Source organism: Pseudomonas sp. WC2401 (assembly GCF_041200115.1).
Taxonomy (GTDB): domain Bacteria; phylum Pseudomonadota; class Gammaproteobacteria; order Pseudomonadales; family Pseudomonadaceae; genus Aquipseudomonas; species Aquipseudomonas fragi.
Genome location: NZ_CP165623.1, coordinates 288,918 through 307,234 on the forward strand (window position 1 = coordinate 288,918; position 18,317 = coordinate 307,234).

Below are 18,317 nucleotides of genomic sequence, written 5' to 3' on the forward strand. Positions count from 1 at the left end.
CTGGCTTGCCTGCGATGCAGACGAATCGGTTTAACTGGCCAAGCCCGTTCCCACCTTAGACATGCATTTACTGGAGACGGTCATTGAAAGCCCTCGACGAACTGACTTTTGATAACCGCTTCGCTCGGCTGGGTGACGCGTTTTCAACTCACGTGCTGCCCGAGCCCATCGACGCACCCCGCGTGGTGGTGAGCAGCGACGCCGCTATGACGCTACTCGATCTCGACCCGGCTGTCGCCCAGGACCCGGTCTTTGCCCAACTGTTTGGCGGCCATACCCTGTGGGCCGATGCCGAACCCCGGGCGATGGTCTACTCCGGTCATCAGTTCGGCTCCTACAACCCGCAACTGGGCGATGGCCGCGGGCTACTGCTGGGCGAGGTGTATAACGACGCGGGCGAGCATTGGGACTTGCACCTCAAGGGCGCCGGCATGACCCCTTACTCGCGCATGGGCGATGGCCGCGCAGTACTGCGCTCCTCGATCCGCGAGTTTCTCGCCAGCGAGGCCCTGCATGCCTTGGGCATTCCCAGCAGCCGCGCCCTGTGCGTGATCGGCTCCGATACCCCGGTGTGGCGCGAAACCCGGGAGCGCGCCGCCATGGTGCTACGCCTGGCGCCCAGCCATGTGCGTTTCGGCCATTTCGAATACTTCTACTACACCAAGCGCCCCGAGCAACAAAAGCTGCTGGGCGAGCATGTGCTGGCGCTGCACTTCCCCGAGTGCCTGGAGCAACCCGAGCCGTACCTGGCCATGTTCCGCGAAATTGTCGAGCGCAACGCCGCACTGATCGCCAAGTGGCAGGCCTACGGCTTTTGCCACGGGGTGATGAACACCGACAACATGTCGATTCTGGGCATTACCTTCGACTTTGGCCCGTTCGCCTTCCTCGATGACTTTGACGCCCAGTTCATCTGTAACCATTCCGATCACGAAGGCCGCTACTCCTTCAGCAACCAGGTACCGATCGGTCAATGGAACCTCAGCGCGCTGGCCCAGGCATTGACGCCGTTTATCAGCGTTGAAGCCTTGCGCGAAACCCTTGGGCTGTTTTTGCCGTTGTATCAGGCCCACTACCTGGACCTGATGCGCCGCAGGCTGGGCCTGACCAGCGCCGAAGACGCTGATCAGCAACTGGTCGAAACCCTGCTGCAAAAGATGCAAGGCAGCAACATCGACTACACCCTGTTTTTCCGTCGTTTGGGCGACGAACCCGCCGAGCAGGCAGTGGCCCGATTGAGGGAAGAATTTGTCGACCTCAAGGGTTTTGATGACTGGGCCGCGCAGTATGTGGCCCGCGTCGCCCGGGACGGCGCAAGTGATGAACAGGCACGGCGTGAGCGCATGCACGCGGTCAACCCGCTGTATATCTTGCGCAACTACCTGGCACAAAAAGCCATCGATGCGGCCGAGGCCGGGGATTACAGCGAAGTGCAGCGCTTGCACACGGTATTGACCCAACCGTTTACCGAACAGCCGGGCATGGAAGGCTACGCCGAGCGCCCGCCGGAGTGGGGCAAGCACCTGGAAATCAGCTGCTCGTCGTGATTCACAACCGGCAAATATGCCTCCTGTGGGAGCGGGCTTGCTCGCGATGCAAGCGCCGCGGTGTTTCAGTTGAATCGCGTCGATTCAATCGCGGGCAAGCCCGCTCCCACAGAACCGAGGCCAGCCTCCGGCTCCTGACCAGATCATCTGGCCACACACCAGCCACGGCGTGGCGCAGCCGTCAGCCTCAGATAAACATATCCACAGGCACTTTGAAGTAATCGGCCAGCCAACGAATCTGCCGAACGTTGAGCTGGCGTTTGCCGCTGAGGATTTCAGACACCACAGACTGGGTGCCCACACCCGGCAAATCGCTTTGCGTCAGCCCGTGCTCCTGCATTACCGAGCGCAGCACATCGACGCCACTGACCTTGGGCATCGGCCGATGCTCAAGGTCGTAGGCCTCAACCCAGTCACCGAGGATGTCCACCAGGCTCATCAGGGGGTTACTCTCATCATCGCCAATCAAGTCGGTCAGCTCATCAAGGGCGGCGACCAACTCGTCGTAATCGGCTTCGTTCTTCGGTTTTCGCAGCAGCGGCGCCACGAATTGCCAGTGCTGTGCTGCCTGTTCGATCAATGGGTTCATGATGCTTATTCCTTCCATTTGCCCTTGTCATAGTCACGGTGATCCAGCACATGACGGATGTAGAGGCGCTGTACCCGATAACGCATCACAGCGATCAGCCGCAGTTTGTTACCGCCTATGTTGAAAACGTGAAACGAACCCACCTTGTCGGTGGCAGGGAAAAACGACCTTAATGCGGCGAAGTCTTCAGGCCTGAGAACCTTGATCTTGCGATACCACTCATCCAGGGCGCTCGCCGATTGCGGCCATTGTGCTTTCGCTTGCCAAATTCGTTTTGCTGTAATCACTCGCATGCAATGTCCCTATCGCATCTTGCTATGAAGGCTAAACCCGGGCGTTCTCTATCGCAACTTGCGATACTGACCACCTGACCAGTGGCACAAAACCCGGGGGGTATTTACAGACTAGATAGAGACCTGTGAACCGGTTTCGGCACATTGTGAGCAGATACGTCATGGAGGGTGGCGGCCCGGGTGTTCATCTGCTGAACTGCACGCCATCAATCTGGAGTCGCTGCGACAGGCGGCACCCACGACCCTTTTCGAGGAGTTTTCCATGACCGAACCGCTGCTGATTCCCTGCCCCCACTGCAACGGCCTTAACCGCATCCCCGGCGATCGCCTGGGCGAGCACCCCAAGTGCGGGCGTTGCAAGAATGAAGTGCTGCAAGCCAGGCCCTTTGAGTTGCAGCAAACCGACTACGCCAGCCAGATCAAAGGCGATCTGCCGCTATTGGTGGATGTGTGGGCCGAATGGTGCGGGCCGTGCAAAGCCTTTGCGCCGGTGTTCGAACAAGCTGCCAGCCAACTGCTGGGCAAGTGCCGGCTGGCCAAGCTCGACAGTGAGGCCAATCAGCAACTGGCCGGGCAACTGGGTATCCGTTCGATCCCCAGCCTGATCCTGTTTAAAAATGGCCGCGAAGTGGCCCGCCAGAGCGGTGCGCTGCCTTTGCAGCAACTGACCGCCTGGCTGCGCAGCCAAGGGATCAGCGCTTAAGCGTTCTGGTCCAGGTAATCGTGCAAGTCCACGAACTGCCGGGTCAGCTTGTGCCGCGGGTCGAAGTGGATCAGGGGCTGTGAAGCCTGGTGCGATTCGCGCATACGCACCGAGCTGCTCAGGTACATCGGCAGCACCGGCAGCCCCTCCGCCACCAGCTCATCGAGCATTTGCTGGGGCAAACTGGCCCGGGCCTGGAACTGATTGACCACAATGCCTTCAACCAGCAGGTCTTCGTTGTGGTCTTCTTTCAGGTCAGCGATCTCGGACAACAGGCCATACAGCGCCTGACGGGAGAAACTGTCGCAATCAAACGGGATCAGCACACGATCACAGGCGATCAACGCCGAAACGGCGTAAAAGTTCAAGGCAGGCGGGGTATCGACGTAAATCCGGTCGTAGTCTTCAGACAGCTCATCAAGCAACTTGCGCAGCTTGTTGATCTTGTGTTTTGCCTCAAGTTTGGGCTGCAGATCGGCCAGTTCGCCGGTTGCGGTAATGACGTGCAAGTTTTCGAAGGGTGTTTCGTAAATATCGACCCGGTTCTTCTTCGAACCAACGCCGGCAGACAAGCTGTGCTTGAAGAAATCGGCAATCCCCATCGGGATATCGTCGCCCGTCAGGCCGGTCAGGTATTGAGTGGAGTTGGCCTGGGCATCCAGATCCACCAACAACGTGCGATACCCTTCGCTGGCACTGACCGCAGCCAGGTTACACGCGATGCTGGACTTGCCCACACCGCCTTTCTGGTTAAACACCACGCGACGCATTTCAAAACCTCCGTGTACCAATGAGTACCCGAGTGTAGATGGCCTTTACGCGGCTTAGCTACCTTGCAACGAAATGAACTACAGCCATTGAGCCCTTATCCGAGAAAACAAATAAACGCCCCTCACACACAAAGGGCGCTGGTCTTATTTTTTCCAAATTACAAACAAAACATACTCCAAGTGTAAGCAAAATTTGCTACGAACCAACTGCACCGGGATAATGTCGCCATTCTGTATCAAGTGTGGCGCCGATCGGTGCCCACTGTCGCATCAAGGAAGCCCGCAAGGGCGGGATGAAACTCCAGTGATCAATTTCAATATCGCCGCGTGGCGTGCCTGGGCACCGGGCCTCGACAGCGTGGCCGATTGGCAGGCCTGGAGCCAGCGACCCGGCGTACTCGCGCCCAGCAACGCAGCCCCCGACGTCTCGTTTTTGCCCGCCATGCAACGCCGCCGCCTCAGCCGCCTGGCGCGCATGGCATTCAGCGTCGGCTGGCCACTGGCCGAAGGCCATGAAGCGCTGCCACTGGTCTTTGCCTCGCGTCACGGTGAAACCCCGCGCACGTTTGACATCCTTAGCGACCTGGCGGCCGACCAGCCCTTGTCTCCCACGCAGTTCAGCCTCTCGGTGCATAACGCCGTGATCGGCCTGTGGTCGATCATGCGCGGCGAAACCAGCGAAATGACCGCAATTGCCGCCGCCGGGGACGGCCTGGAGCATGGCCTGATCGAGGCCTGTGCCTTGCTCAATGAAGGTGCGCCTGCCGTATTGCTGATCGTCACCGAAGAACAGCCGCCCGACGCCTATGCCCACTGGATCGATGACGTGCCCTTCGCTTATGCCGTAGGCCTGCTGCTGACGCCGGGCGAGCAATGGCAGGTTTCACTGGCCAGCGGCGGCGCAAGCACCGACAAGGCCCGGTGGCCCCATGCCCTGAACCTGTTGTGCCATCTGTTCGATGAGCAGACGTCATTCCAACACACCTGGAAAAACCGCGTGTGGAACTGGCAACGCAGCCTGTGAGCGCCCGTCGGGATGCTTACGCCTGGCGTTTGATCGCCACAGCCATCAGCTTTGCCCTGTTCGGCATCGGTTGCCTGTGCTTGCGCCTGGTGATTTTCCCGCTGCTCAGTTGCCTGCCGGGCGACGCCATGCGTCAGCGCGAGCGCGCCCGTTTTACCATCAGCCGCCTGTTCTGGCTGTTTATCCAGACCATGACGCGCATGGGTGTGCTGACCTACGACGTACAAGGTGCCGAACGGCTCGGGCGGCCCGGCCAGATGATCATCGCCAACCACCCGTCGCTTATCGACGTGGTTTTCCTGATTGGCCTGGTGAGAAATGCCAATTGCGTGGTCAAACAAAGCCTTTGGCAAAACCCGTTTACCCGCAGCCCCGTGCGTGCCGCGCAATACATCAGCAATGATGGCAGCGTAGACATGCTCGACAACGCCGCAGGCGCATTGCAGCAAGGCCAGACCCTGGTCATTTTCCCGGAAGGCACGCGTACCCAGCCGGGCCAGGCACCCGCCTTTCATCGCGGGGCCGCCGCGATTGCCCTGCGGGGTGCGAAGATCCTCACCCCGGTGGTGATCAAGGTCAGCCCCACCACGCTGACCAAAGCCGAACCCTGGTACCGCATACCCGATCGGCGCGTGCACTTCAGTTTTCGGGTAGGTGCCGATATAGATCCACAGACCTTTAGCGCGCTAGGCCCGCCGCCCAAAGCTTCGCGCCTGCTCAATGACTTCGTGCATGACTATTTTATTAAGGAGCTCGCCACAGATGAGCGATCTGAAAAACGACATTAAACAGCTGATCATCGATGCCCTGGGCCTGGAAGACATCAGCGTCAGCGACATTGGCGACGAGCAGACCCTGTTTGGCGACGGCCTGGGGCTGGATTCGGTCGATGCGCTTGAGCTGGGCCTGGCGATTCAAAAAACCTACGGCATCAAGATAGATGCCGACGCCAAAGACACACGCAATCACTTTTCCAACGTGGCCAGCCTTGCGGCTTTTGTCACCGCCAAACAGGCAGCCTGAGACCGAACCATGCAAAACCGTGACGACATTTTCAACACCCTGCGCGACGCACTGGTCGAACTCTTTGAACTGGAACCCGAGCGCGTCACCCTGGACGCCAACCTGTACCAGGACCTGGAAATCGACAGCATCGACGCCGTCGACCTGATCGACCATATCAAGCGCAAGACCGGCAAGCGTATCGCCGCAGAAGAGTTCAAATCGGTGCGCACCGTCAATGACGTGGTCGAGGCGGTTTACCGTCTGGTTCACGCTGACGCATGAGTCGGCTGATTGGCCTTGGCCTGCTGCTGGCTGGCCTGCTGTACCCCTTTGCGGTGCATTTCGGCATGGCCCATTTCGCGCCGTGGCAGTTCGCCCTGCTGCTGGGCAGCCTGTGGCTGGCCCGCGCCCTGACCGGCGAGCGACGCCCCGGCGGGGTGTGGATGGCGGTGGTTGCACTGGTGTTTTGCGCCCTGCTGGCGTTGTTCAACAGCCCGGCATTGTTGCGCTGGTACCCGGTGCTTATCAGCACCTTCATGCTCGGCCTGTTTGGCCTGAGCCTGAAATTCGGACCACCGATGATCGAGCGCCTGGCGCGTTTGCACGAGCCGGTGCTGCCCGACATTGCAATTGTTTACACACGGCAGGTCACCAAGGTCTGGTGCCTGTTTTTCATGCTTAACGGGTTAGTCGCAGCGGGCCTTACGCTGTGGGCGCCGCTGAGCTGGTGGACGTTGTACAACGGCCTGATCGCCTACGCGCTGATGGGGCTGCTGTTTGCCATTGAATGGCTGATACGACAAAAGGTAAGAGGCCGGGCATGAATTGGATAAAACTTGAGCAGCTGTTGCTCAAGGGGTACACGGATCGCCGGGTCACGGTTGACCCCGAGTTGAACCACGCCACGCTGCGTGAACAGGCCCTGCGCCTGGCGGGTGGCCTGCGCCAACGCGGCGTGCAGCACATTGCCGTACACCTGGAAGACGCTGCCGAACTGGCCGTGGCCTTGCTGGGTGCGTGGCGGGCCGGGGTCAGCGTGCTGCTGCCCGCCGACCTGCAGGCGCAAACCCGGCTGCGCTGGGACAGCCAGGTCGACCTGTGGATAACTCAAGGCGACGCACTGCAAGCCTTGTACGCCGAGGCCCTGCCTGCGGCCGAACTGGATCTGGACCTGTGCCGGCTGAGCCTGTGTACCTCGGGCTCCAGCGGCGAGCCCAAGCGCATCGACAAAAGCCTGCGCCAGATGGCCAACGAAGTTCAGGCACTGGAGCAACTGTGGGGCGCGGACCTGGGTGATGCGTGCATTATCGCCAGTGTGGCGGCGCAGCATATCTACGGGCTGTTGTTCCGTGTGCTGTGGCCATTGTGCGCAGGTCGCAGCTTTGTGCGTACACAACTGGCCTTCCCTGAAGACATGCAACGCGCCAGCCGCGAGCACCCTGCTTTTGCCTGGGTCGCCAGCCCGGCCTTGCTCAAGCGCATGGCCGACAACCTCGACTGGCCAGCGCTAAGCCCGGTCCGCCGGGTGTTCTCCTCAGGTGGCGCCCTGCCGCAAGAGGCGGCACAAGCCCTGTACGAACGCCTGGGCCAGTGGCCGACCGAGATCCTCGGCAGCTCGGAAACCGGCGGCATCGCCTGGCGCCAGGGGCAGAACTTGTGGCAGCCCTTTGCCGATGTGCAATTGAGCCAAAGCGAAGACGGCGCCCTGATCATCGCCTCTGCCTACTTGCCCACAGGCCATGTGGAACACACGGCTGATGCGGCCCGCATTGAAGCAGATGGGCGCTTTGAGCTGCTTGGGCGGCTGGATCGCATCGTCAAACTCGAAGAAAAACGCATCTCCCTGCCCATGCTGGAACAGGCCCTGGTCAAGCATGACTGGGTCGCCGAAGCTCGCCTGGGCGTGGTCCATGACAACCGCGCCTCACTGGGCGCCCTGCTGGTGCTCAGTGCCAGCGGCCTGTTTGCCCTGCGCGAACAGGGCCGTCGCGCCCTGACCCAGACTCTGCGCCAGCACCTGAGCCAGCACTGCGAAGCGTTGGCCTTGCCGCGCCGCTGGCGTTTGTTGCGTCAGCTGCCGCTTACCAGTCAGGGCAAACTGCCCCAGGCGCAGGTCGATGCATTACTGCTGGCACCGCGCCCGAAATCCCCCGAAATACTGAGCCAGGTCGAATGTGACGGGCAATGGACCGTGAACCTGTCGATTCCGCCGGATCTGGCGTACTTCAGCGGCCACTTCCCCACGACCCCGGTGCTGCCGGGCGTGGTGCAAGTGGATTGGGCGATCAGCCTGGGCCAGCAACTGCTCGCCCTGCCGCCGCGTTTTGTCGGTATGGAAGTGCTCAAGTTCCAGCAACTGGTGCGCCCCGGCGACACCCTTGAACTGACCCTGCGCTTTGACCCTGAACGCAGCAAGTTGCACTTCGCCTACCGCAACGCCACGGCGCCCTGCTCCAGTGGCCGCATCGTCCTGGAGGCCGTCTGTGGATAATCCCGTAGCAGCTGCCGAAGGCTGCGTCCGGTTGCGCAGCAATCGTAAACCGGCTTGCACGTCGATCCTGAAAAACCTAGGTGCCAGACTTTACGGCGGCTACGCCACCGGACGCAGCCTTCGGCAGCTGCTACGAAGCGCCTGCATCGGCCTGGAGATATCTGCCCATGCATAATCCCTGCGCCGTGATCCCGGTGTACAACCACGAAACCGCCGTGCCCGCCGTGGTCGACGCCCTGCTCGCCGCCGGCCTGCCCTGCGTGCTGGTCGACGACGCCAGCAGCCCCGCCTGCGCTGCCGTGCTCGAACACCTGGCCCTGGGCGATAACATCTTCCTGATCCGCCTGGCCGTGAACCAGGGCAAGGGCGGGGCGGTGATGGCAGGGCTGCGCGAAGCCTCGCGCCTGGGCTTCACCCACGCCCTGCAAGTGGACGCCGATGGCCAGCACGACCTGCGTGACGTCGCCACATTCATGCAAGTGTCGCAGCAAAACCCCGAAGCGCTGATCTGCGGTTATCCACAGTACGACGCCAGTGTGCCCAAGGGCCGTCTGTATGCGCGCTACCTGACCCATGTATGGGTGTGGATCAACAGCCTGTCGCTGCAGATTCCCGACTCGATGTGCGGCTTTCGTGTTTACCCGCTGGCGCCGAGCCTGGCACTGATCAACTCGGTCAAACTGGGCAAGCGCATGGACTTCGACCCCGAGATACTCGTGCGCCTGGCGTGGCGTAACCAGCCAATGCGCTGGCTGCCGACCAAGGTGCATTACCCCCTGGACGGCCTCTCGCACTTTCGCCTGTTCCATGACAATGCGCTGATTTCCGGCATGCACACCAAGCTGTTTTTCGGCATGCTGCTGCGCTTGCCGAGCATCCTCTGGAGGCGCTGCAAAGCATGAGCGAATCCCGTGAGCATTGGGCCGACCACAAGGAGCGCGGCAGTTTCCGGCTGATGCAGCTCACCGCCTTCGGCATCAAGCTGCTGGGCCGGCGCGTACTAAGCCCGGTGCTGTACGCCATCGTGCTGTACTTCTTTTTGTTCGGCAAACGCGCCCGGCGCAGCAGCTGGCTCTACCAGCAGCGGCTGGCCGACTGGAGCGGGCGCAACGAACTGCGCCCTACCCGCTGGCGGGTGTTCGGGCAGTACATGGCGTTCGCTGATGCCCTGCTCGACAAACTCGATGTATGGAACGGCCGCCTCAAGATCGAAGACATCGAAATCGTCGACCCCACCCTGCTGCGCAATCAGTTGCGCGGCGAACGCGGGCAGATGCTGGTGGGCGCGCACCTGGGCAACCTCGAAGTGTGCCGCGCCCTCGCCGAGCTGGGCGAGCAGGTGACCATGAACGTACTGGTGCACACCCGCCACGCCGAGCAATTCAACCGCCTGCTGGGCGAAGCCGGGGCCAGCCACTTGCGCCTGATCCAGGTCAGCGAACTCAACCCGGCGGTCATGCTGCAACTCAATCAGCGCCTGGAAAATGGCGAATGGCTGGCGATTGCCGGTGACCGTGTGCCGCTGCATGGCGGGCGCAGTGTCGAGGTCGACTTCCTTGGCCATCCGGCGCTCTTTCCACAAGGCCCGTGGCTATTGGCCGGGTTGCTCAAGTGCCCGGTCAACCTGATGTTTTGCCTCAAACATGAAGGGCGTTACCGGGTGATTCTCGAACCCTTTACCGACGCCGTACTCTGGCGGCGCAGCGACCGCGAGCAGGTGATCGCCCATTGGGCCACTCGCTACGCCGAACGCCTGGGGCACTACTGCCTTGAAGCGCCGCAACAATGGTTCAATTTCTACCCATTCTGGAAGACCGATGACGACGCATCCGCATGAGCCAGTAACCTTCGGCCAAACCCCGTTGCGCATTGAAGACGTGCTGGCCCTGGCCAATCGTCAGGCGCCGACCCGTTTGCAGGACGACGCCGACTACCGCGAGCGCATCGCCAAGGGCGCGCGCTTTCTCGACTCGCTGCTGGACAAGGAAGGCGTGATCTATGGTGTGACCACCGGCTACGGCGATTCCTGCGTGGTGGCCGTGCCGCTGGAGCACGTCGAGGCCTTGCCGCGCCACCTCTACACCTTCCACGGTTGCGGGCTGGGCAAACTGCTCGACGCCCAGGCCACCCGCGCCGTACTGGCGGCACGCTTGCAGTCGCTGTGCCACGGCGTGTCGGGTGTGCGCATCGAACTGCTGGAGCGGTTGCAGGCCTTTATCGCCCACGACATCCTGCCCCTGATCCCCGAAGAGGGCTCGGTGGGCGCCAGCGGCGACCTGACCCCACTGTCCTATGTGGCTGCAACCCTGTCAGGCGAGCGTGAAGTGCTGTTCAAGGGCGAGCGCCGTCTGGCAGCAGATGTACACCGCGAACTGGGCTGGACGCCGCTGGTACTGCGGCCCAAGGAAGCGCTGGCATTGATGAACGGCACTGCGGTGATGACCGGCCTCGCCTGCCTGGCCTATGCCCGCGCCGACTACCTGCTCAAGCTCGCCACGCGCATCACTGCCCTCAACGTGGTGGCGCTGCAAGGCAACCCCGAGCACTTTGACGAGCGCCTGTTTGCCGCCAAGCCGCACCCGGGGCAGATGCAGGTTGCTGCGTGGATCCGCCAGGACCTGGCCATCGACGCCCCGACCGCGCCGCTGCATCGCCTGCAAGACCGCTACTCACTGCGTTGCGCACCCCATGTGCTGGGCGTGCTGGCCGACAGCCTGAACTGGCTGCGCGGGTTTATCGAGATCGAACTCAACAGCGCCAACGACAACCCGATCATCGACGCTGAAGAAGAGCGTGTGCTGCACGGCGGGCATTTCTACGGCGGCCATATCGCCTTTGCGATGGACAGCCTCAAGACCCTGGTAGCCAACGTCGCCGACCTGCTCGACCGCCAGCTCGCATTGCTGGTGGACGTGCGCTACAACCACGGTTTGCCGAGCAACCTGTCGGGCGCCAGCGCAGAACGGGCGATGCTCAACCACGGTTTTAAGGCGGTGCAAATTGGCACTAGCGCCTGGACTGCCGAGGCGTTGAAAAACACCATGCCGGCCAGCGTGTTCTCCCGCTCCACCGAATGCCATAACCAGGACAAGGTCAGCATGGGCACCATCGCTGCCCGCGATGCGATCCGCGTGCTGGAACTGACCGAGCAAGTCGCCGCCGCCACCCTGCTGGCGGCCAATCAGGGCGTATGGCTGCGCAGCCGTGCCGATGACGCCCGCCCGCTGCCGCCAGCGCTGGCGCAGATGCATGCCGAACTGGCCAGGGACTTCCCCCCGGTGGTTGAAGACCGCGCCCTGGAAGCCGAGCTGCGCCTGTGCCTGAGCCGAATCGCCCAACAACACTGGAGGCTGCATGCGTAGCAAAGGGGTTTTGCACGTTGATACCGAGGTGCTGGTGCCGTTTTTCGACATCGACACCATGCATGTCGTATGGCACGGCCACTACGTCAAATACCTCGAAGTGGCCCGCTGCGCGCTGCTCGACCATATCGGCCACAACTACACGCAGATGCTCGATGCGGGCTATGCGTGGCCGGTGATCGACATGCAGTTGCGCTATGTACGCGGGGCCACGTTTGGCCAGCGGATCAACGTGCGCGCCAGCCTGGTGGAGTGGGAGAACCGCTTGAAGGTCAATTACCTGATTACCGACCTGGCCACCGGCGAACGGCTGACCCGGGCCGTGACCGTGCAAGTGGCGGTCGAAATCGCCAGCAAGGAGATGCAACTGGTGTCGCCCAGGTGCTTTAGCGAGGCGGTGGCGAGGGTGCTGGCATGAACGCGATCATCTGTGGGAGCGGGCTTGCTCGCGATTGCATTACCGCAGTGTGGCGGAAGCTGCGCAGCGCCTGTATCGCGAGCAAGCCCGCTCCCACATTGGTGTGTGTGCTGTTGCTCGGGTTCACGCCCCTGGCCCACGCCTTCGACCTGCAACAACTGAGCGACCAGCTGGCCAAACCCCAGGTGATCCACGGTGATTTCATCCAGGAAAAACACCTGCGCGCCCTGCCCAAGCCCCTGACCAGCACCGGCACCTTTGTCCTGGCCAGGGACCACGGCCTGCTCTGGCGACTCAAGACCCCGTTACAGCAGGACTACCGTATCACCGCCCAGGGCATCGCCCGCCGCGACGGTACAAGCTGGCAGATGCTGCCCGGCAAAAGCGCCGGCGCCGAGCAGAACCGTTTGTTCCTCGCCGTGCTGCAAGGTGACAGCAGCGGCCTGCAACGGGATTTCGACCTGCAACTGCAAGGCACACCCGATCACTGGACGCTAACGCTGACTCCACGCTCCCTGCTGCTCAAGCAAGTGTTCAAGCAGATCAATATTGAAGGCGGCGAGTTGGTGCAACGCATCGAACTGCAAGAAGCCCAGGGCGACAGCACGCAGCTGAAGATGCACAACAGCGTCAGCAACCAACCGTTGAGCGAAGCGGAGCAGCACGATTTTGCGCAGTGAACGCTGGTTGCCCCGTGGCTTTCTGATCCTGCTGCTGGCCGTGCTCGCACTCGCCGGCTGGCAGTGGCGTCACGGTGCACCGCTGTCGGCCAATTTGATGGACCTGGTGCCCGGCGACGCGCCGGACGCGCTGGAGCTGAGCGCCGAACAACGCATGCAGGAGCCACTCAACCGCGAAATGCTGGTGCTGGTGGGCAGCAGCGACCGTCAGCAAGCCATCGCCACGGCCCGGCAACTGGGCACGCAATGGCAGGCCAGCGGCCTGTTTGAAAAGGTCCAGTGGGACCTGCAGGCCGACCTCCCGGCCCTGCGCGAACAACTGCTGCGCGGGCGTGTGGCCATGCTCTCGGCCGCCGACCGCACCCAGTTGATCGAACACCCCGAAGCTTTTATCCAGCAACGTGTGCAAGCGTTGTTCGACCCTTTTAGCGGGTTCAGCCTGGTACCCAGCCAGGACGACTGGCTGGGCCTCACCGGGCGTATCCAGAACAGTCAGCCGCAACGTGGCACGGTACAACTGGATATCGGCAGCGGCGCGCTGATCGCCGAGGCCGACGGCAAACACTGGGTACTGCTGCGCGCCCGCACCCGGGGCAATGCCTTCGACATGAAGCTGCCCGTGCGGATCGCCCAACTGCTCGAAGACAGCCGCACCCAAGCGGCCAACAACGATGTGCAACTGCTGGCCGCCAGCGGCCTGCTTTACGCCGCCAGCGGCCAACAGCAAGCAAGCCGTGAAATCACCTGGGTCGGTGGCGGCGCCACCGTGGGTATTCTGCTGCTGTTGCTGCTGGCGTTCCGGCGCTGGCGGGTGCTGCTGGCCTTTGTGCCAGTGCTGGTGGGCATGCTTTTTGGCGCTGTGGCCTGCGTCGCGTTCTTTGGCAGCATGCATGTGATGACGCTGGTGTTGGGCTCAAGCCTGATCGGCGTGGCGGTGGATTACCCGCTGCATTACCTGTCCAAAAGCTGGAGCCTGAAACCCTGGCGCAGCTGGCCCGCCCTGCGCCTTACCCTGCCGGGGCTGAGCCTGAGCCTGGCCACCAGTTGCATCGGTTATCTGGCCCTGGCCTTTACGCCGTTCCCGGCGCTGACCCAGATCGCCATTTTCTCCGCCGCTGGCCTTGTCGGTGCCTACCTGAGCGCCGTCTGCCTGCTGCCCGCATGGCTCAAAGGCGTGGATTTGCGCCCTGCGCAATGGCCGCTGCGTATCGCGCAAACCCTGCTCAATATGCGCGAAGCACTCCTGGACAAAATCCCCACCCCGGCGCTGCTGGTGTTGCTGCTGGCGTTCTGTGCCGCCGGCGTGTGGCAACTGACCAGCAAGAACGACATCCGCCAATGGGTCAGCGCGCCGCCCCAGCTGCTGACTGAAGCCCAGGCGATTGCCCGCATCACGGGTTATCAACCCACCAGCCAGTTTTTCCTGGTGCGCGCCGATAACGAGCAGCAGTTGCTCGAGCGTCAACGCGCCCTCAGCGAGCGACTTGACCAGTTGGTCGGCCTGGGCAAGCTGCAGGGTTATATGGCCCTCAACCAACTGGTCAGCCTGCCCGTCGAGCAACAGCAGGTACGCGCCGCCCTCAACGTCTTGCCACAGCACTGGCAGCCGCTGCTGGAGCTGGGCGTGCCCGAAAGCGCCCTGCAAGCCGAACTGGCGCAACTGCAAGCCTTGCCCGGGCAGTCGATTGACGATGCGCTGAGCGGCCCGCTGGCCGAGCCGTGGCGGGCACTGTGGCTGGGTAAAAACGCCGAAGGCGTAGCGGCAATGGTCAGCCTGCAAGGTTTGAACAGCGCCAGCCTGTTGCGCATACAAGCACTGGACTTGCCCGGTGTGAAGCTGGTGGATCGCCTGGGCGATTTGAACAACGTATTTGCCGCCACACAAATCAGCGCCGCCGAACTGAAGCTGCTGTCCTGCGTGCTGATCGTGCTGCTGCTGATCGCTCCGTTCGGCTTCGGCGGCGCCCTGCGTATCGTTGCGCTGCCATTGCTGGCGGCCTTGTGCAGCCTTGCCAGCCTCGGCTGGCTGGGCCAGCCCCTGACCCTGTTCAGCCTGTTCGGCTTGCTGCTGGTGACGGCCATCAGCGTCGATTACGCGATCCTGATGCGCGAGCAAATCGGCGGCGCCGCCGTCAGCCTGCTGGGCACCCTGCTGGCGGCACTGACCACCTGGCTGTCGTTCGGCCTGCTGGCGGTTTCCAGCACCCCGGCAGTCAGCAACTTCGGCCTGGCGGTCAGCCTGGGCCTGGCGTTCAGCTTTATCCTCGCGCCCTGGGCCGGCAAGCAGGAGCACCGCCAATGATGATCGCCGCATTCTGGCTGCTGGTCCTGGCCCTGTTTGCCGTGGCTACCCGGGTGGGCCGCCACTTTGGCGTGATCCCGATTGTCAGCCAGTTGCTGCTGGCGTCCATCGGCCTGCCGTTGCTGATGCTGCTGTGGATCGAACCGCACTGGCAGCTCAGTGGCGCACAACTGGTCGCGCCGGTCTGGCTAAAAAGCCTGTACAGCCTGGGTTTTGCCCTGTTGCTGGGGACCATTTTGAGTGATGTGATCGACCTGCGCCTTGATCGCCAGAGCCTGAAAATCGCCCTGCCCAGTTTCGCCGTGCCGTTTGCCTGCGGGCTGGCCTGCGCAGTCTGGCTGCTGCCGGAACAACCCTGGCTCAGTTCACTGGCCATCGGGCTGGTGTTTGCCATCACCGCGATCCCGGTGTTGTACCTGTACTTGCGCCATATCCATTACCCGCCTGCGGCCACCCGGCGTCTGGTGCAAAGCGCGATCCTTATCGACCTGACCTGCTGGAGCCTGTTTGGCCTGGCCCAGGGCAGCCTCGATTTCAACAGCCTGCTGTTGCCTATCGCCGCAGCCTTGCTGCCATTGCTGTTGCGCGCCCTGCGGATTCGTCAGCCGCTGTGCTACAGCCTGAGTTTTTTCGCCCTGCTGGTGGTGGCCGAGCATTACCGCCTCAATGCGCTGATTTTCGGTGTCGGCTACCTGCTGTGCATGGCGTGGCTCAAGGTCGCGTGGGTGATGCCGCTAAAGACCCTGTGGCTTGGGCGCTTGCAAAGCCACCTCGCGGTGCCGTTGATCCTGGCTTTCGGGATTGTGCAGATCGATGTGCACAGTGCCCTGAGCGACATCAACATGCTGCAATTGGCGGCGCTGTTGCTGTTGCCCATGCTCAGCAAAGTGCTGGGCAACTGGCTCGGTTTGAGCTGGGCCACGCCGTCGTTTGCCGGCGCCAGCAAATGGCGTGAAAGCCTGTTACTCAATATTCGCGGGTTGAGTGAGATCGTGTTTCTCAACCTGCTGCTGCAACAACAGCTTATCAGCCCGGCGCTGTACTTTGCGCTGATGCTGATGGGCCTGATCGCCACGCTGTTACCGGCGCTGGCGGGCATGAACAAACCCCCTTTGAAGTCGGCTGTAGTCCCCGGCAAGGAGCCTCTGTGTCAGTAGTAGAAATGGAATGTCGTCAGGTTGTGGTCATTGGTGCCGGGCCTTCCGGGGCCATCGCCTCGGCGTTGCTCAAACGCAAGGGCCACGATGTGCTGATCATCGAGCGCCAGCACTTCCCGCGCTTTTCCATTGGCGAGAGCCTGCTGTCCCATTGCATCGACTTTATCGAGGAAGCGGGCATGCTGGAGGCCCTGCAGGCCGCCGGCTTCCAGCTGAAAAACGGCGCGGCCTTCGCCTGGGGCGAGCAGTACAGCGCCTTCGATTTTGGCGACACCTTCAGCAACGGCAAACCCACTACCTTTCAGGTGCAGCGCGCCGATTTCGACAAGCTGCTGGCCGATCAGGCCGCCTTGCAGGGCGTTGAAATCCGCTACGGCGAAACCGTGATGGCGGTTGACGTTGAACGGGAAAAACCGCTGCTGCAGGTTGAACGCGAAGATGGCAGCTGCTATCAGCTCGAAGCCGATTTCATTCTCGACGCCAGTGGCTACGGCCGCGTCCTGCCACGCTTGCTCGACCTTGAAGCACCGTCGAACTTTCCGCTGCGTCAGGCGGTGTTCACCCACGTTGAAGACCGCATCGACCACCCGGGTTTCGATCGCAACAAAATCCTCATCACGACCCACCCTACCCAACGGGATATCTGGTTCTGGAGCATCCCGTTCAGCAATGGCCGTTGTTCGGTGGGCGTGGTGGCCGCAGCAGAACATTTCAAAGGGCGCAGTGAAAACCTCGACGAATGCCTGCGCAGCTTTATCGATGAAACCCCAAGCCTGCAACATGTGCTGGTCAATGCCATATGGGACACCCCGGCGCGCACCCTGGGCGGTTACTCGGCCAACGTCAAAACCCTGCACGGCCCGGGCTTTGCCCTGCTGGGCAACGCCGCCGAGTTCCTTGACCCGGTGTTCTCCTCGGGCGTCACCATTGCCATGCGTTCGGCGAGCATGGCCGCCGGTGTACTGCACCGCCAGTTGCAAGGCGAAGCGGTGGACTGGCAAAGCGAATTTGCCGAGCCGCTCAAGCGCGGGGTCGACACCTTCCGTTGCTATGTCGAAGGCTGGTACGCCGGGACCTTCCAGGACGTGATCTTCCACCCCGGCAGCTCGCCGCACATCCGGCGCATGATCAGCTCGATCCTGGCCGGCTATGCCTGGGACGAAACCAACCCGTTTGTCAGCGAACCCAAGCGCCGATTGCGCATGCTGTCGGATATCTGCGCCACGGAGCCCGCATGAAACCTCTGAGCGATACCTACGTCGAAGAAACCCGTATCGGGTTCTGGTTCTTGCGCAGCCATACCTGGCAGCACCATGTGCTGCGGGTGGCCATCAACGACCTGCGCAGCCTGTTCAGCGAGCCGCTGCCCGCCGCGCCGGTGATCCTCGATGCCGGTTGCGGCCAGGGCAAATCGTTCCAGTACCTGTACAAGACCTTCACCCCCCAGCGCCTGATCGGCCTGGATGCCGACCCGCTGAGCCTGCAGCTGAGCGGCGAAGAAGCACAGCGCCAGGGCTTTGATGTGGAACTGATCGGCAGCGACTGCGCCGAACTGGACGTGCCCGACGCCAGCGTCGACATCCTGTTCTGCCACCAGACCTTTCATCATCTGGTGCAACAGGACCGTGCGCTGGCCGAGTTTTACCGGGTGCTCAAGCCCGGCGGTTACTTGCTGTTTGCCGAGTCCACCGAAGCCTATATCGATACCTGGGTGATCCGCTGGTTGTTCCGTCACCCCATGCATGTGCAGAAAAGCGCGGCGCAATACCTGGAAATGATCCGCGACCAGGGCTTTGAATTCGAGGCGCAGAACGTCTCTTACCCGTACCTGTGGTGGAGCCGCTCCAAAGACTTCGGCCTGCTGGAGCGGGTTGGCCTGTTCAAGCCAAAACCGGTGGGCCAGCGCGAAGAAACCCTGGTCAACGTGGTGGCACGCAAGCCCCTGCCAGGCCAGGCCCAATGATCAATTCAAACCC

At 62.1% G+C, this 18,317-nt stretch carries 20 protein-coding genes; 17 read left to right on the forward strand and 3 right to left on the reverse strand.

Features of this window, described 5'->3' with window-relative positions; all coding sequences use genetic code 11:
• Positions 1 to 83 precede the first annotated feature (83 nt).
• Positions 84 to 1,547, forward strand: coding sequence for a protein adenylyltransferase SelO (selO, locus tag AB3G35_RS01145; RefSeq protein ID WP_203304415.1), 1,464 nt, complete (start codon positions 84 to 86; stop codon positions 1,545 to 1,547).
• A 187-nt stretch (positions 1,548 to 1,734) separates the two neighbouring features.
• Here the strand turns inward: selO and AB3G35_RS01150 are convergent, their stop codons facing one another.
• Positions 1,735 to 2,136: a type II toxin-antitoxin system HigA family antitoxin gene (locus tag AB3G35_RS01150; RefSeq protein ID WP_016783233.1), complete on the reverse strand. Its 402-nt coding sequence runs from the start codon at positions 2,134 to 2,136 to the stop codon at positions 1,735 to 1,737.
• Positions 2,137 to 2,141: 5 nt separating this feature from the next.
• On the reverse strand, positions 2,142 to 2,429 hold the full coding sequence (locus tag AB3G35_RS01155; protein ID WP_134050879.1) for a type II toxin-antitoxin system HigB family toxin: 288 nt from the start codon (positions 2,427 to 2,429) through the stop codon (positions 2,142 to 2,144).
• Between the two features lie 262 nt (positions 2,430 to 2,691).
• On the opposite strand from AB3G35_RS01155, the gene trxC reads away from it, so the two are divergent.
• Entirely contained in the window at positions 2,692 to 3,132 is a 441-nt protein-coding gene (trxC, locus tag AB3G35_RS01160) for a thioredoxin TrxC (protein WP_016783231.1), read from the forward strand.
• On the opposite strand, the gene AB3G35_RS01165 is transcribed toward trxC, so the two are convergent.
• Positions 3,129 to 3,902: a ParA family protein gene (locus AB3G35_RS01165; RefSeq protein ID WP_016783230.1), complete on the reverse strand. Its 774-nt coding sequence runs from the start codon at positions 3,900 to 3,902 to the stop codon at positions 3,129 to 3,131. The two genes, trxC and AB3G35_RS01165, sit on opposite strands and share 4 nt — an antisense overlap.
• 304 nt (positions 3,903 to 4,206) lie before the next feature.
• Between AB3G35_RS01165 and AB3G35_RS01170 the strand changes: the two genes are divergently transcribed.
• From AB3G35_RS01170 to AB3G35_RS01240, 15 genes are all read left to right on the forward strand, one after another.
• Complete coding sequence (locus tag AB3G35_RS01170) at positions 4,207 to 4,926, forward strand: beta-ketoacyl synthase chain length factor (protein ID WP_086799177.1); 720 nt, start codon at positions 4,207 to 4,209, stop codon at positions 4,924 to 4,926.
• On the forward strand, positions 4,902 to 5,714 hold the full coding sequence (locus tag AB3G35_RS01175; protein WP_016783228.1) for a 1-acyl-sn-glycerol-3-phosphate acyltransferase: 813 nt from the start codon (positions 4,902 to 4,904) through the stop codon (positions 5,712 to 5,714). Before AB3G35_RS01170 ends, AB3G35_RS01175 begins: the two co-directional genes overlap by 25 nt.
• Positions 5,689 to 5,949, forward strand: a complete 261-nt coding sequence (locus AB3G35_RS01180) for a phosphopantetheine-binding protein (protein WP_016783227.1) — start codon at positions 5,689 to 5,691, stop codon at positions 5,947 to 5,949. Before AB3G35_RS01175 ends, AB3G35_RS01180 begins: the two co-directional genes overlap by 26 nt.
• Before the next feature lie 9 nt (positions 5,950 to 5,958).
• Entirely contained in the window at positions 5,959 to 6,213 is a 255-nt protein-coding gene (locus AB3G35_RS01185; RefSeq protein ID WP_086799180.1) for an acyl carrier protein, read from the forward strand.
• Complete coding sequence (locus AB3G35_RS01190; RefSeq protein WP_083369668.1) at positions 6,210 to 6,755, forward strand: hypothetical protein; 546 nt, start codon at positions 6,210 to 6,212, stop codon at positions 6,753 to 6,755. The genes AB3G35_RS01185 and AB3G35_RS01190 overlap by 4 nt, the downstream gene beginning before the upstream one ends.
• Entirely contained in the window at positions 6,752 to 8,422 is a 1,671-nt protein-coding gene (locus AB3G35_RS01195; RefSeq protein WP_369782240.1) for an AMP-binding protein, read from the forward strand. Before AB3G35_RS01190 ends, AB3G35_RS01195 begins: the two co-directional genes overlap by 4 nt.
• Before the next feature lie 167 nt (positions 8,423 to 8,589).
• Positions 8,590 to 9,324, forward strand: a complete 735-nt coding sequence (locus AB3G35_RS01200; protein WP_369782241.1) for a glycosyltransferase family 2 protein — start codon at positions 8,590 to 8,592, stop codon at positions 9,322 to 9,324.
• A complete protein-coding gene (locus AB3G35_RS01205) occupies positions 9,321 to 10,259 on the forward strand; it encodes a glycosyl transferase (protein WP_369782242.1) in 939 nt (312 codons plus the stop codon). The genes AB3G35_RS01200 and AB3G35_RS01205 overlap by 4 nt, the downstream gene beginning before the upstream one ends.
• Positions 10,240 to 11,784, forward strand: coding sequence for a histidine ammonia-lyase (gene hutH, locus AB3G35_RS01210; protein ID WP_369782243.1), 1,545 nt, complete (start codon positions 10,240 to 10,242; stop codon positions 11,782 to 11,784). Before AB3G35_RS01205 ends, hutH begins: the two co-directional genes overlap by 20 nt.
• On the forward strand, positions 11,777 to 12,202 hold the full coding sequence (locus tag AB3G35_RS01215; RefSeq protein WP_106115481.1) for a thioesterase family protein: 426 nt from the start codon (positions 11,777 to 11,779) through the stop codon (positions 12,200 to 12,202). The genes hutH and AB3G35_RS01215 overlap by 8 nt, the downstream gene beginning before the upstream one ends.
• Entirely contained in the window at positions 12,199 to 12,882 is a 684-nt protein-coding gene (locus AB3G35_RS01220; RefSeq protein ID WP_106115482.1) for an outer membrane lipoprotein carrier protein LolA, read from the forward strand. Before AB3G35_RS01215 ends, AB3G35_RS01220 begins: the two co-directional genes overlap by 4 nt.
• Complete coding sequence (locus tag AB3G35_RS01225; protein WP_369782244.1) at positions 12,872 to 15,184, forward strand: MMPL family transporter; 2,313 nt, start codon at positions 12,872 to 12,874, stop codon at positions 15,182 to 15,184. The genes AB3G35_RS01220 and AB3G35_RS01225 overlap by 11 nt, the downstream gene beginning before the upstream one ends.
• Positions 15,181 to 16,341 (forward strand): sodium:proton antiporter, encoded by a 1,161-nt coding sequence (locus tag AB3G35_RS01230; protein ID WP_095039659.1) that lies wholly within the window; start codon positions 15,181 to 15,183, stop codon positions 16,339 to 16,341. The genes AB3G35_RS01225 and AB3G35_RS01230 overlap by 4 nt, the downstream gene beginning before the upstream one ends.
• Positions 16,332 to 17,579 (forward strand): tryptophan 7-halogenase, encoded by a 1,248-nt coding sequence (locus AB3G35_RS01235; protein WP_169846146.1) that lies wholly within the window; start codon positions 16,332 to 16,334, stop codon positions 17,577 to 17,579. The genes AB3G35_RS01230 and AB3G35_RS01235 overlap by 10 nt, the downstream gene beginning before the upstream one ends.
• Positions 17,576 to 18,304, forward strand: a complete 729-nt coding sequence (locus AB3G35_RS01240; protein WP_106115486.1) for a class I SAM-dependent methyltransferase — start codon at positions 17,576 to 17,578, stop codon at positions 18,302 to 18,304. Before AB3G35_RS01235 ends, AB3G35_RS01240 begins: the two co-directional genes overlap by 4 nt.
• The last annotated feature ends 13 nt before the right edge of the window (positions 18,305 to 18,317 follow it).

Excerpts from the sequence above, each read along its gene's own strand:
- AB3G35_RS01150 (WP_016783233.1), bottom strand. The coding sequence starts at position 2,136 with ATGAACCCATTGATCGAACAGGCAGCACAGCACTGGCAATTCGTGGCG.
- AB3G35_RS01155 (WP_134050879.1), bottom strand. The coding sequence starts at position 2,429 with ATGCGAGTGATTACAGCAAAACGAATTTGGCAAGCGAAAGCACAATGG.
- trxC (WP_016783231.1), top strand. The coding sequence starts at position 2,692 with ATGACCGAACCGCTGCTGATTCCCTGCCCCCACTGCAACGGCCTTAAC.
- AB3G35_RS01165 (WP_016783230.1), bottom strand. The coding sequence starts at position 3,902 with ATGCGTCGCGTGGTGTTTAACCAGAAAGGCGGTGTGGGCAAGTCCAGC.
- AB3G35_RS01180 (WP_016783227.1), top strand. The coding sequence starts at position 5,689 with ATGAGCGATCTGAAAAACGACATTAAACAGCTGATCATCGATGCCCTG.
- AB3G35_RS01185 (WP_086799180.1), top strand. The coding sequence starts at position 5,959 with ATGCAAAACCGTGACGACATTTTCAACACCCTGCGCGACGCACTGGTC.
- AB3G35_RS01190 (WP_083369668.1), top strand. The coding sequence starts at position 6,210 with ATGAGTCGGCTGATTGGCCTTGGCCTGCTGCTGGCTGGCCTGCTGTAC.
- AB3G35_RS01195 (WP_369782240.1), top strand. The coding sequence starts at position 6,752 with ATGAATTGGATAAAACTTGAGCAGCTGTTGCTCAAGGGGTACACGGAT.
- AB3G35_RS01200 (WP_369782241.1), top strand. The coding sequence starts at position 8,590 with ATGCATAATCCCTGCGCCGTGATCCCGGTGTACAACCACGAAACCGCC.
- AB3G35_RS01205 (WP_369782242.1), top strand. The coding sequence starts at position 9,321 with ATGAGCGAATCCCGTGAGCATTGGGCCGACCACAAGGAGCGCGGCAGT.
- hutH (WP_369782243.1), top strand. The coding sequence starts at position 10,240 with ATGACGACGCATCCGCATGAGCCAGTAACCTTCGGCCAAACCCCGTTG.
- AB3G35_RS01215 (WP_106115481.1), top strand. The coding sequence starts at position 11,777 with ATGCGTAGCAAAGGGGTTTTGCACGTTGATACCGAGGTGCTGGTGCCG.
- AB3G35_RS01220 (WP_106115482.1), top strand. The coding sequence starts at position 12,199 with ATGAACGCGATCATCTGTGGGAGCGGGCTTGCTCGCGATTGCATTACC.
- AB3G35_RS01230 (WP_095039659.1), top strand. The coding sequence starts at position 15,181 with ATGATGATCGCCGCATTCTGGCTGCTGGTCCTGGCCCTGTTTGCCGTG.
- AB3G35_RS01240 (WP_106115486.1), top strand. The coding sequence starts at position 17,576 with ATGAAACCTCTGAGCGATACCTACGTCGAAGAAACCCGTATCGGGTTC.